Here is an 11,889-nt window from a genome sequence, read left to right on the forward strand (position 1 = left end):
GGGCCCGTCGGTGAACTCCGACGGGTCCTTTCTTCTGCCGTTTCCGTAGACCCGACTCCCGCAACGGTGTTCAATACGCACGAACCGATCGGGGGATGGGATGCGCGCAAGGATGGGCGCAGCACTGGCTGCGGCGGTGATGGGAAGTGTGCTCACGGCATCGGTGGTGTCGGCAGAGCCGATCGGACACATCGCTTCGGAGCCGATCGGACGCACCGCGTCGGAGCCGACCGGACGCACCGCGTCGGAGCCGACCGGACGCACCGAAATGCCGTACACCTCGTCGGCGCCACTGGCCGGCGAGGTGCTCGGGTCCGTGGTGTCGATACCCGCGCCGCTGCCGGCGGAAGCGGGACCGCGACCCGCCGCGTGCGACCGGTTGTCGTATCTGCGGTGGCGGTCGGCCGACGGACCGGAGAGTTCGGCCGACGCCGACCGGATCCTCGTCGCCCAGCCCGGGATCTTCGAGGGAGCGGGCGCGTTCGAGAGCGTCGCGCGCAACACCGTCGTCGCGGCCGCGGCCCGTGGTGCCCATGTCGAGTTCTGGGCACTCGACCGGCGATCGAACTGCCTCGAGGACCACACCGGTACCCGGGCGGCGCTGCGGACGGGTTCGCTCGACACCGCGACCGACTACTACTTCCGCGGTGCTGAAGTGGACGGGCGACGATTCGCCGGCCATGCGAGCGGCGCCGACGTCGCGTGGCTTTCGCAGGTCGGACTCGAGCAGACGCTGCGCGACCAGTACGACCTGTTGCGTCACGAACTTCCCGACCCGGAACTGCGGAAACGGAAAGTGTTGTGCGGCGGACATTCTCTCGGTGGTTTCATCACCGGCTACTTCGCGGAATGGGACTTCGACGGAGATCCCGCCACCATCGACGACGCCGGTTACAACCAGTGCGGCGGGTACTTCGCGCTCGATACGGTGATCAGAGCCGGAGCGCCCTTCCCCGGCCGGGGCGCGCTCCCGGATCTGCCCGACACGGTGTCCGCTCCGCTCGATGCGCTGTCCGGATCGATCTCCACTGCGTCGCCGGTGCTCGCGCTCCCCGCGGTCATCAACCCGGAGACGACGAATCTGCTCGCACTCACCGGGCTCGCGGCACGGCTCGACCCGGACGGCATCGACGGCATCGTCCCGCGCATGCCGGACAACCCGAACATCGACTGGACGTTGCGCACTCTGCTGGCGAGGGATTACGCGATGTTCGCGACGGGCGACCCGGACGTGCGGACGTTGAACGCGACCAACGAGGCGGTGCTCGGCGCGATCCTCGACGACAATTCGCAACCGCTGGGGTTCCTGCAGGCGAGCGTCGGATTCATCACCGGGGCACCCGTGCGCGACAAGCTGTTTCCTGTTCCCGCCACGCCGGAGGTGCTCGGGTCGGGATTCTTCGGCGATGCGCTCAAGGCGTCGCCGGCGGTCTTCGCGGATCCGGGAGTCGTCTACCGGTGGCTCGACTACGACGAGGTGAGCACTGGAGCGTCGTCACCCGACGAGGCGCGGTACACCGATCAGGGGAACGAGGTGACGTCGATCGCGGAGCTGGCGCGGAATCTGTCGGAGCCACCACTGGATTTCACCGAGTGGTACTTCCCGTCGAGGCTTCCGTTCGACCTCGCATCGGCGACCCGCTTCGAAGGTCATCTCCACCGCGACGGTGTCACGCGCAATCCTGTGGTGACGCTGGTGGCGAACGGAGGTATCTCGTTGCCCGAGACGGATCATCCGAACGAACGCAGGTGGATTCTGCCCGGATACAACCACCTCGATGTGCTCACGGCGGCCGCCGATCAGAACGACGGGCGGCCCGAGCAGGTGTCGCAGGCGCTGGCCGACTTTGCAGCCGACCGAGGCGGAAGCTTCACAGTCGGATGAGGCGGGATCAGGCGCCGCGCGCGGAGAAGATCGAGGTGTAGTCGTGGGGGCCGCTCACTTCGGCGACAGCGGTGACGGGTTCGGTCTCGGCGTCGGCCTCCGGAGTGGTGGGCGCGAGGAAGAGAGGATTGTCGAATTCTTTGTTCTGGCTCATGGCCGTCCTTTCGGGTGCGGCCGGGTAGACCCCGGCCGTCGGGCAGTGCGAAGAAGAGGGGCCGCGGTACACGCGGCGGGGAACTCTCACGTCCGGTTCGGAACCTTCGGGCACTGTGGTGCGAGGTTGCTCATCATGTGCGAGCCGAACGATGACTCCACCCTACACCAGAAGGTTCGCGCGACGTTTGACCGGCGAGTCGCGTGGGAAGACACTCGGCATGGCTACCTACAGAGTGATCGACCCGACCGGGAACGTCGTGGATACCAAGGAAATCGAGAGCGCGGACGACGCGCACGCCTGGTTCGTTGACCAGCGCGCCGACAACAGCGAACTCGGCTGGCGCATGGAGGCGCAGAACGAGCAGGACGGCACCTGGCACTTCTTCGACGACACCGAAGGCACCTCCTCGAAGTAGTCCCGGCAGCACCCCGTGAGAGCGGGGTGCTGCACGCACCGGCACAGCTCGGTGCGGTACCCGGACGAACGACGCGGTGCCGAGCACCTCCACGACGCGGTGCCGAGCACCTCGACTGTGCGGTGCCAAGCACCTCAACAGCGCGGTGCCGGTAGTCGCAACTACCGGCACCGCGCAGTTCAGGGGCTACTTCTTGAAAGCGTCCTTGACGTTCTCGACGGCATCCGAGACCTTGTCGCCTGCCTGCTTCAGACCGCTGGAGGTCTGATCGCCGCGACCCTCGGCTTCGAGATCACGATCGCCGGTCGCCTGACCGGTGTTCTCCTTGATCTTGCCGCCCGCTTCTTCTGCCTTGTGCTTTGCCTTGTCGACGAAGTCGGCCATGGGGTCCTCCTGTGTCATCGAACGTTGCTCTGACGGAGTACCCGGCCCGAACAGCCTGAAACCGAACACGACCGACTCGTCCGTGTCAGACTTCGACACAGACAGCCAGGAGGAGACCGATGTCGCATCCCACCAACTCCGGTCCCGAGAACAACGACCCGATCGGGGACGCGCCCGACGCCGATCCCGAACTCGTCCGCGACGGGCCGGTGCAGCGCCGGCGTTCGGCGGGTGCGGTGATCGCTGCCGTCGCGGTGGTCGTCGTGATCGTCGTGCTGCTCGTCGTCTTCCTCTGAACAGAGCCGTTCACCGAGCAACGCGGGTTCACAACCAGTCGCGGCGCTTGAACAGCACGTACAGCACGATCGCCGACACGACCATGATCCCGACCCCACTCATCAGTCCCCACGCCTCGCCTACTCCGGGATAGGGCACGTTCATCCCGTACCAGCCGGTGACGGCCGTGGGGACGGCGATGATCGCGGCCCATCCCGTCAGTTTCTTCATGACGATGTTCAGGCGCGCGTCCTGCAGCGACAGGTTCGTCTCGAAGACGGTGTTCACCATCTCGCGCAGCGAGTCGGTCCACTCCGCAGCACGCATCACGTGGTCGTAGAGGTCGTTGTAGGAGCTGTCGAGCTCGGGGTGGTGGTTGCTCTCGGCGCGGGTCCGCAGGACGGCGTTGACGACCTCGCGCATCGGCAGCACGACCCGCCGGAGCTGCACGAGTTCCTTGCGGAGCCGGTAGACGCGTCGCTGGATCTGCCGGGTGGAGGCACCGTCCTCGAAGAGGCAGTCCTCGAGGTCCTCGGCGGCGTCGTCGAGTTCCTGGATGGTCTCGAACTGCCCGTCGACGACCGTGTCGAGCAGGCCGTGGATCAGCGCACCCGGCCCGTACTGCAGCAGGTCGGTGTTCTCGTCCCACCTACGTACCACCTCGTCGATGTCGAACGGAGTGCCGCGGCGAACGGTGACGATGCCGTGGGGCAGGACGAAGGCGGAGATCCGCGTGGTGCGAAGCCGGGACTCGTGCGCCTGATCCGCGTCCTCGGAATCCGGAAACAGGTGCGTCGCGTAGACCGTGAGGAAGGTATGGGTGGCGTAGCGGGTGGCCTTCGTGCGCTCGCCGTGTGCTAGCGAATCCTCGACGGCATGCGGGTCGAGGTTCCATTCCTCGGCGAGTTCGAGCAGAGCGGCGTGTTCGGGATCCCACAGATCTACCCAGACCAAGGCCTCGGGATCGGCGAGATGCTCCGAGACAGCGGACAGCGGGAAACCTTCGTCGACGAGTTTCCCGTGGGCCCACCGCCGGGTCCGGATGGAGTTGTCGTATCGGTCCGTCACCTCGGCAGGATCCCCGCAACATGCGGTGTTCACACCACGTCTCCGCCGTGGGGGTTCACACCACGTCCCGCCGCGGGGGTCACACGACAGGACGATGCTCGGTGTTCACCAATCGCAGCACCTCGTCGACGAACCCGAGGTCGATCCGTGGCCGAACGTCCGGCCACAGACCCTGCTCGATCCGCGCCCGCATCGAGGTGAGCGTGGCGATCACATGTGGTCCGCCGTCGGTCAGATAGCGCACCATCCCGCGCGCCGCGCACGCGTCGACCACGACGGCCAGGGTCTCCTCGGCCTCCTCGATGCGCCCGGCCGCGTGCAGGCAGGAGGCGAGCAGACGGTGGGCCTGCAGGTGGGCGCGGGGACGCGAGGCGGTGCGCTGCACCCACATCCGCGCCCAATCGACGGCCTGCTCCGCTGCCTCGGGCTCCCCGCTCTCGCTGAGCAGCCGGATCGCGGTGGAGTCCTCGATCTGGAGGGTGATCTCGACGGTTCCGTCCGGGTGGGGTGTGGTGTTCTCCGGCATCGTGCGCGTCGAAGGGCCGGGGGTGGTGATCCCGAGCCGGACCCGTTCGTTCTCGATGCGTGCCCGCAGGCGTGGCAGGTCGTGCAGCGCCGCCACCCGCAGTCCTTCGGCGAGCAGGGCGACGGCTGCCTCCCGGTTGCCCTGCAACATCTTCAGGCGCGCAGCGGTACCGAAGCGAGCGATGAGGAAATCCGTTCCACCGCCTTCTATTCCGAGCAGGTTGCTCTCGTCGAGCAGTGCTTCGGCCTCGGCGATCCGTCCCTGTTCGTAGAGCAGCTCTCCGAGCATGGCAGCGGCGAGACGCCCTCCGTGGGTGTGGATCCCGCCGTTGCGTCGCGCTCGGCGCAGCGCTGTGCGGAAGTACTTCTCGGCCGCGGCGACGTCGAGTCGTTCGTTCGCCGCGATGCCGCACAGGCACTGACCGTAGATCGACGCGAACGGTCCGCGGGTCTCGCGGTGGTAGGGCTCCGCCCATTCCTGCCGCCCGATCGCGGAGGCGAAGTCGAAGCGGAAGATGTCGGCGTACGAGGCGAAGTCGGCTGCGGCCGCCACCACCCACGGGTGCACGGAGGTCGGATTCTCCAGGCACGGCGCGATGAGCTCGTAGATGCCGTCGATGCGGTCGGAGTTCATCAGGATCGACGCCTCGACGGCATCCGCCTCGATGCGCAGTGCTTCGACGTCGTAGCTGTCCGTCACCCCCCGGTCGAGCAGTTCCCGTACCGCCGCGAGGGTTCTGCGACACCGGTCCAACCGCAGCAGCGCACTGTTCGCCCAGGCCTGCGTGAGCAGCAGGCGCGGATCGTTCGCGACGGCCCGCGGCGGCAGTTTGTCGATCAGGGCGAGCAGCGTGGCGATGTGACCGTGCTCCATCAGGTACATGCCGTCGTCGGCGAGCAGGTCGACGGCGAAGTCGGTGTCGTTGGCGGCGAGGGCGTGGTCGACGGCCTCCTGCAGCATGCGGTTGCGGGCGAACCAGTCGGCGGCGGTGCGATGCAGATCCGCGACCTTGTCGGGATGGTCGCGTTCGAGACGTCGCCGCAGGAAGTCGAGGAACAGGTGGTGATAGCGGAACCACACGCGTTCGTCGTCGACGTGCCGCAGGAACAGGTCGCGTTCCTCCGCCTCCTCGAGCATCGCCTGGCTGCGCGGATCGCCCGTGAGTGCCGCGGCGAGGCCGCCGCTGATCGATTCGGTGATGCTGGTCGCGAGGAGGAATTCGTACATCCGGGGTTCGAGACCGGCCAGCACGTTGTCGGCGAGGAACTCACCGATCGCGTGGTGCCGGCCGGTGATGTTCTCGATGAGCCATGACGGATCGTCGCTGTCGCGCAACGACAACGACGCGAGCTGCAGGGCTGCGGCCCACCCCTCCGTGGTGCGGGTGAGATCCTCCACGTCCTCGGGGTCGAGGTCTATCCCGCCGATGTCGCGCAGGAAGGCGTTCGATTCGTCCACCCCGAACCGCAGTGCCGTCGAATCGATCTCGACCAGCTCGTCGCGAACGCGCATGCGGCTGAGCGGAAGTCCGGATCGGTTGCGGCTCGTCACCACGAGCTGCAGGTGATGGCATCCGCGGTCGAGCAGGAACTCGAGAGCGGCGACGGTCTCCGTCGACGTGACGCGGTGCCAGTCGTCGATCACCAGCGTCGCCGCGGTGTCGGTGCGGTGCAGCTCGTCGATGAGCGTGCACAGCACGTACCGTTCGGCCTCGTCGCCGTGCGCGTCGAGGATCTGGCCGAGCTCGCGCGCAAGCACGGGCCGGATCTGTTTCATGGCCTCGACGAGGTGCGCGAGGAACCACAGCACGTTGTTGTCGTCGCTGTCCACCGTCAACCACGCGACCGGCACTCCCTCGGCGGCGAGAACGGTGCGCCACTGCGCCGCGAGGGTGGACTTGCCGAAGCCGGTGGGGGCGTGGATGGCGATGAGACGGCGCCGTCCGCCGGCCCGCAGGAACGAGATCAGACGACTGCGTTCGATCAGGGGACGGGACGTCGAGGGCGGCCGGAACCTGGTCGACGGTGCGGTGGACGGACCGGTGCGTCCCGAGACCGTGGACGACCGGCCGGAGACCGTCGAGGCCGGCCCGGTGAGCGGTGGCGCCGAGCGCGGCGGGAACGGGCCGGACGGCGGTGATCCGGGCAGCGCCATCTCGTCGATCGGCAGGTTGTGGGCGCGTTGGACGTCGCGGAGCAGATCACCGAACTCGGCGGCCGTCTGCGGCCGGTCCTCGGCATCGGTCGCCATGCCGCGCTCGAGGGTCTCGCACACGTCGTCGGGGATGCCCTCGCCGCGCAGGTCGGGGACGGGCTCGGAAGTGATGCGCACGAACTGCGCGACGATCTTCTCGCCCTCCTTCCGCTCGAAGGCGGCGTGACCGGTGATCGCCGCGAACAGGGTCGCGGAGAGGCCGTAGACGTCGGCGGCCGGAGTCGGGGCATGACCGCGCAGCACCTCCGGTGCCGTGAACGCGGGGGAACCGGTGATCTCACCGGCAGTGGTGCGGAAGCCGCCGCCGACGCGGGCGATACCGAAATCCGTCAGCTGCGGTTCGCCGTACTCGGTGAGCAGGATGTTGCCGGGCTTGATGTCGCGGTGCAGGACGTCGGAACGATGCGCCGTCTCGAGTGCACCGGCGACCCTCACCCCGATCCGGACCGCCTCCGGCCAGGTGATCGGCCCGTGCCGCCGGATGCGGGTGTCGAGAGAGTCGTGCGGGTGATAGTGCATCACCAGATAGGGCAGGCCCGTGTCCGTCGCCCCGGCCTGCAGCACGGTGACGATGTTGGGGTGGCCGGAGAGCCGCCCCATCGCGCGTTGCTCGCGCAGGAAGCGTTCGAGATCGGCGGGTTCGGGGGAGCGGCGCAGCACCTTCACCGCGACGTCACGGTCGAGTTCGGCCTGCCGGCAGCGGTAGACCACACCGAAGCCGCCGCGGCCGATCTCCACGGCGTCGGTGAAACCGGCATCGTGCAGCGCGCGCACGATGTCGGTCTCTGCGACGTCGACAATCGGCGCGCGCTGAGTGGCGGCCGGATCGTTCTCGGTCATCGGCGCAATCACCTCGGGAAGCCGTTTCCCCAGGATAGTCTCGAAATGTGCACGCCCGCTGCAGATCGTGCGTCGCCCCTGGTCTAACGTGGTCCGGCCGGACCACGGTGCCTCACCGGGAACGGACGAAACGACACTGCGACCAGAAGTGGGACATAGATGAAGAAGACTCTCGCGGCGCTGTTCGGTGCAGGTGTGGTCCTGCTTGCGGCGGCGTGTGGATCCTCGGACGGATCCGACTCGGCCGAGGAGACCACCACCACGACGAGCACCTCGGCTTCGGCGGAGGCCGGCACCTCGGGCACCAGCGTCGAACTCGGCAAGAGCTACGAGGAGAACTGCGAGGCTCTGCTGCCCTACCTCGACGAGCTCGAGGGGTGGGGCCAGGACCGCGCGGCAGCGGCCCAGGCCGTCGCCGACGCCCAGCAGCAGCTCCCGGCCTGGCAGGATCTCAGCGAAGAGGAGCAGGCCGACACCCTGCGTGCCATCGAGAACGCCGGAAAGGGCGAGTGCTGACGGTCGAGTGTTGATCGACGAGTTGTACGACAGGTTGAGGCGCTTCCCGGATGTGGAAGCGCCCAACCTGTTCGCCGTCGACGGGGCCGATCGCCTGCTCCTCGACGAAGCCGCCCCCGCACTGGAATCCGCAACGCCGGGCACGATCGTGGTCGTCGACGACCAGTACGGTGCCCTGACCCTGGGTGCGGCCGTCCGGTTCGGCGCGGAGCGGATCCGGGTGCATCAGGACTCGGTGGTGGCCGAACGCGCGCTGGCTGCGAACGCCGAACGTGAGGATCTCACCGACCGCTATCGTTCCTGCGGACTCGACGCGGACCTGCTCGCCGGTGCCCGAGTGGTACTGCTGCGTCTTCCCCGTTCGCTGTCGGCGCTCACCGAGATCGCCGAGACCGTGGCCCGCCACGCCGACCCCGAGGTCGTCGTGTTCGCCGGTGGCCGCGACAAGCACATCAGCCTTGCGATGAACGACGTCCTCGGTGCGTCCTTCGCCGAGGTCCGCGCGTCGCGGGGACGGCAGAAGTCGCGGGTGCTCACCGCGCGCGGAGCAACACCCGGACCGGCCTCCTATCCCGTCCGTGAGCGGCTCGACGAACTCGACCTCGCCGTCGTCGCGCACGGGGCCGCCTTCGCCGGCCCGCGTCTCGACATCGGCACCCGCTTCCTCCTCGACCACTTCCCGAACCTCGACCTGCCTCGTAGCGACACGGACGAGCAGCTCGCGGTGGACCTCGGCTGCGGCACCGGCATCCTCGCCGCGATGCTCGCCCGGCAACTGCCCGACGTTCGCGTGATCGCGACCGATCACTCCGCCGCCGCCGTCGCCTCCGCCGCGGAGACTGCCACCGCGAACGGACTCGCCGACCGGATCGACACGCTCCGCGACGATGCCGCGAGCTCGATCGTCGCCGGGTCGGTCGACCTCGTGGTGTGCAATCCGCCCTTCCACATCGGCGCCACCGTGCACACCGGCGCGGCCCACAAGATGTTCGACGCCGCAGCCCGGATCCTTCGCCCGGGAGGACAGATGTGGACGGTCTACAACCGCCACCTCGACTACCGCCCCGCGCTGTCGGGCATCGTCGGGCCGACCCGCGTCGAGGGCCGCAACCGCAAGTTCACGGTGACCAGGTCGGTACGGAGCCGGTAGAGTCCGATTAGTCCGAGCTTTCTCGACGAAACGGGAACTCGTGAGGTCACTGCCTCGTTGAACGGACAGAAGCGACCACGAGAAGGGAAGTGCACGGTGCGCACCACCAGTAACCCGGTGTTCCGCAACCTGCCCAAGCAAGAGGGCGGCGGATACGCCACGTTCGGCTCTGCGACGGCAGGCGCCGCGCAGGCCACCCAGCAATTCGGTCAGCCGCAGACGGATCCGTGGGCACGCCCCACCGACCAGCGGACGATGACCATCGACGACGTCGTCACCAAGACCGGCATCACGCTCGGTGTGCTCGCCGTCTCGGCACTCATCTCCTACGTGCTGGTCAACTCCAACGTCGGCCTGGCAGCTCCGTTCGTCATCGGCGGCGGTCTGATCGGTCTCGTCCTCGTGCTGGTCGCGACGTTCGGCCGCAAGATGGACAACCCGGCGATCGTCCTCGCCTACGCGGTCGCGGAAGGCTTCTTCCTCGGCGCGCTGTCGTTCATGTTCACCGACATCACGTTCGGTGGCGCCGGCGGCGCGACCCTGATCGCGCAGGCCGTCCTCGGCACCTTCGGCGTGTTCTTCGGCATGCTCGTCGTGTACCGCACCGGCGCCATCCGCGTCACGCCGCGCCTGACCCGCATGATCGTCGGCGCCCTCGTCGGTGTCCTGGTCCTGGCGCTGGGCAACCTCATCGCCGGCTTCTTCATCGACGGTGGCCTGGGCCTGCGCGACGGCGGCCCGATCGCCATCATCTTCAGCCTCGTGTGCATCGGCATCGCGGCGTTCAGCTTCCTGCTGGACTTCGACTCCGCCGACCAGCTGATCCGCGCACAGGCCCCCGAGAAGGCCGCTTGGGGCGTCGCCCTCGGCCTGACCGTCACCCTGGTGTGGCTGTACGTCGAGATCCTGCGACTGCTCAGCTACTTCCAGAACGACTAGCAGTACGCCACGAAGACCCCGGACCACGGTCCGGGGTCTTCGTCGTTTCGCAGAGGTCGTTTCGCAGGGGTGTTTTCCCAGGGGGTGTACACCGTCCCCCTGCCGGAAAGCCGCGACGTGGGAACATGGAGTCATGCGCATTGCGGATTCCGTCATCGACCTCATCGGAAACACCCCCCTCGTCAAGCTCAACACGGTGGTGAAACCCGGATCGGGGCTCGTAGCGGCGAAGATCGAATACCTCAATCCCGGCGGAAGCTCCAAGGACCGCATCGCGGTGAAGATGATCGATGCGGCCGAAGCGTCGGGTGAACTGAAGCCGGGCGGGACGATCGTCGAGCCCACCTCCGGCAACACCGGCATCGGCCTGGCCCTGGTCGCGCAGCAGCGCGGCTACAAGTGCGTGTTCGTGTGTCCCGACAAGGTCGGCGAGGACAAGCGCAACGTGCTGCGGGCCTACGGTGCCGAGGTGGTCGTGTGCCCGACCGCGGTCCCGCCGGAGCACCCCGACAGCTACTACAGCGTCTCCGACCGTCTCGCCCGTGAGCTCCCCGGTGGCTGGAAGCCGAACCAGTACTCCAACCCGGGTGGCCCGGCGAGTCATTACGAGACCACCGGCCCGGAGATCTGGAACGACACCGACGGCAAGATCACGCACTTCGTCGCGGGCGTCGGCACCGGCGGCACCATCTCGGGCACCGGCCGGTACCTCAAGGAAGTCTCCAACGGTGCAGTGAAGGTCGTCGGCGTCGACCCCGAGGGCTCGGTGTACTCGGGCGGCACCGGCCGGCCGTACCTCGTCGAGGGTGTCGGTGAGGACTTCTGGCCCTCCGCCTACGACCCGTCGATCCCCGACGAGATCATCGCCGTCTCCGACGCCGACTCGTTCGAGATGACCCGTCGCCTCGCCCGCGAGGAAGGCCTGCTCGTCGGCGGCTCCTGCGGCATGGCCGTCGTCGCCGCACTGCAGGTCGCCGAGCGTGAGGGCCCCGACGCGGTCGTCGTCGTGCTGCTGCCCGACGGTGGTCGCGGCTACATGTCGAAGATCTTCAACGACAAGTGGATGGCCAGCTACGGCTTCCTGCGCGCCCCGCTCGACGGCAAGCCCGACGACTCCACCGTCGGCGACGTGCTGCGCGGCAAGAGCGGCGACCTGCCCGACCTCGTGCACACCCACCCGTCCGAGACGGTGCGCGACGCCATCGAGATCCTCCGTGAGTACGGCGTCTCGCAGATGCCGGTCGTGGGTGCCGAACCGCCCGTCACCGCAGGTGAGGTGGCCGGTTCGGTCAGCGAGCGCGAACTGCTCAGCGCCGTCTTCGAGGGTCGCGCGAATCTCGCCGATCCGGTCGAGAAGCACATGAGCCCGCCGCTGCCGAACATCGGCGTGGGCGAGTCGATCGACTCCGCCACGAAGGCGTTCGGCGACACCGACGCGCTCATGGTGATCGACGACGGCAAGCCCGTCGGCGTCATCACCCGCCACGACCTGCTCGGATTCATCTCTCAAGGCCGATAG

The 11,889-nt window shown here is 68.0% G+C and carries 11 protein-coding genes; 7 read left to right on the forward strand and 4 right to left on the reverse strand.

The features are described 5' to 3' along the window. Positions 1–112 precede the first annotated feature (112 nt). Positions 113–1,885, forward strand: a complete 1,773-nt coding sequence (locus C6Y44_RS06215; RefSeq protein WP_159418985.1) for a hypothetical protein — start codon at positions 113–115, stop codon at positions 1,883–1,885. A gap of 7 nt (positions 1,886–1,892) precedes the next feature. Here the strand turns inward: C6Y44_RS06215 and C6Y44_RS06220 are convergent, their stop codons facing one another. Continuing rightward, positions 1,893–2,039: a hypothetical protein gene (locus tag C6Y44_RS06220; protein ID WP_174247080.1), complete on the reverse strand. Its 147-nt coding sequence runs from the start codon at positions 2,037–2,039 to the stop codon at positions 1,893–1,895. Positions 2,040–2,259: 220 nt separating this feature from the next. On the opposite strand from C6Y44_RS06220, the gene C6Y44_RS06225 reads away from it, so the two are divergent. Continuing rightward, the gene (locus C6Y44_RS06225) at positions 2,260–2,457 is read left to right on the forward strand and encodes a hypothetical protein (protein ID WP_006553868.1); all 198 of its coding nucleotides are present in this window, start codon (positions 2,260–2,262) and stop codon (positions 2,455–2,457) included. A gap of 186 nt (positions 2,458–2,643) precedes the next feature. Here C6Y44_RS06225 and C6Y44_RS06230 read toward each other — a convergent pair whose 3' ends face one another. Continuing rightward, positions 2,644–2,841: a CsbD family protein gene (locus C6Y44_RS06230; protein ID WP_026060957.1), complete on the reverse strand. Its 198-nt coding sequence runs from the start codon at positions 2,839–2,841 to the stop codon at positions 2,644–2,646. A 119-nt stretch (positions 2,842–2,960) separates the two neighbouring features. On the opposite strand from C6Y44_RS06230, the gene C6Y44_RS06235 reads away from it, so the two are divergent. Beyond that, entirely contained in the window at positions 2,961–3,137 is a 177-nt protein-coding gene (locus tag C6Y44_RS06235; protein ID WP_162836410.1) for a hypothetical protein, read from the forward strand. Between the two features lie 28 nt (positions 3,138–3,165). Here the strand turns inward: C6Y44_RS06235 and C6Y44_RS06240 are convergent, their stop codons facing one another. Both C6Y44_RS06240 and C6Y44_RS06245 read right to left on the reverse strand, forming a co-directional pair. Further along, positions 3,166–4,218: a magnesium transporter CorA family protein gene (locus C6Y44_RS06240; protein WP_174247079.1), complete on the reverse strand. Its 1,053-nt coding sequence runs from the start codon at positions 4,216–4,218 to the stop codon at positions 3,166–3,168. Between the two features lie 46 nt (positions 4,219–4,264). Beyond that, entirely contained in the window at positions 4,265–7,765 is a 3,501-nt protein-coding gene (locus C6Y44_RS06245) for a serine/threonine-protein kinase (RefSeq protein ID WP_159418983.1), read from the reverse strand. Positions 7,766–7,924: 159 nt separating this feature from the next. On the opposite strand from C6Y44_RS06245, the gene C6Y44_RS06250 reads away from it, so the two are divergent. The 4 genes from C6Y44_RS06250 (at position 7,925) to C6Y44_RS06265 (ending at position 11,889) form a co-directional block, all read left to right on the forward strand. Further along, the gene (locus C6Y44_RS06250) at positions 7,925–8,281 is read left to right on the forward strand and encodes a hypothetical protein (protein WP_120281737.1); all 357 of its coding nucleotides are present in this window, start codon (positions 7,925–7,927) and stop codon (positions 8,279–8,281) included. A 7-nt stretch (positions 8,282–8,288) separates the two neighbouring features. Then, positions 8,289–9,431, forward strand: coding sequence for a class I SAM-dependent methyltransferase (locus tag C6Y44_RS06255; protein WP_159418982.1), 1,143 nt, complete (start codon positions 8,289–8,291; stop codon positions 9,429–9,431). A 96-nt stretch (positions 9,432–9,527) separates the two neighbouring features. Continuing rightward, the gene (locus C6Y44_RS06260; protein WP_071934511.1) at positions 9,528–10,370 is read left to right on the forward strand and encodes a Bax inhibitor-1/YccA family protein; all 843 of its coding nucleotides are present in this window, start codon (positions 9,528–9,530) and stop codon (positions 10,368–10,370) included. A 133-nt stretch (positions 10,371–10,503) separates the two neighbouring features. Continuing rightward, positions 10,504–11,889, forward strand: a complete 1,386-nt coding sequence (locus C6Y44_RS06265) for a cystathionine beta-synthase (protein WP_006553874.1) — start codon at positions 10,504–10,506, stop codon at positions 11,887–11,889.

It is taken from the genome of Rhodococcus rhodochrous (assembly GCF_014854695.1).
Taxonomy (GTDB): domain Bacteria; phylum Actinomycetota; class Actinomycetes; order Mycobacteriales; family Mycobacteriaceae; genus Rhodococcus.

Coding starts and splice junctions, on each gene's coding strand:
- C6Y44_RS06215 (WP_159418985.1), top strand. CDS start 113: ATGGGCGCAGCACTGGCTGCGGCGGTGATGGGAAGTGTGCTCACGGCA.
- C6Y44_RS06220 (WP_174247080.1), bottom strand. CDS start 2,039: ATGAGCCAGAACAAAGAATTCGACAATCCTCTCTTCCTCGCGCCCACC.
- C6Y44_RS06225 (WP_006553868.1), top strand. CDS start 2,260: ATGGCTACCTACAGAGTGATCGACCCGACCGGGAACGTCGTGGATACC.
- C6Y44_RS06230 (WP_026060957.1), bottom strand. CDS start 2,841: ATGGCCGACTTCGTCGACAAGGCAAAGCACAAGGCAGAAGAAGCGGGC.
- C6Y44_RS06235 (WP_162836410.1), top strand. CDS start 2,961: ATGTCGCATCCCACCAACTCCGGTCCCGAGAACAACGACCCGATCGGG.
- C6Y44_RS06245 (WP_159418983.1), bottom strand. CDS start 7,765: ATGACCGAGAACGATCCGGCCGCCACTCAGCGCGCGCCGATTGTCGAC.
- C6Y44_RS06250 (WP_120281737.1), top strand. CDS start 7,925: ATGAAGAAGACTCTCGCGGCGCTGTTCGGTGCAGGTGTGGTCCTGCTT.
- C6Y44_RS06265 (WP_006553874.1), top strand. CDS start 10,504: ATGCGCATTGCGGATTCCGTCATCGACCTCATCGGAAACACCCCCCTC.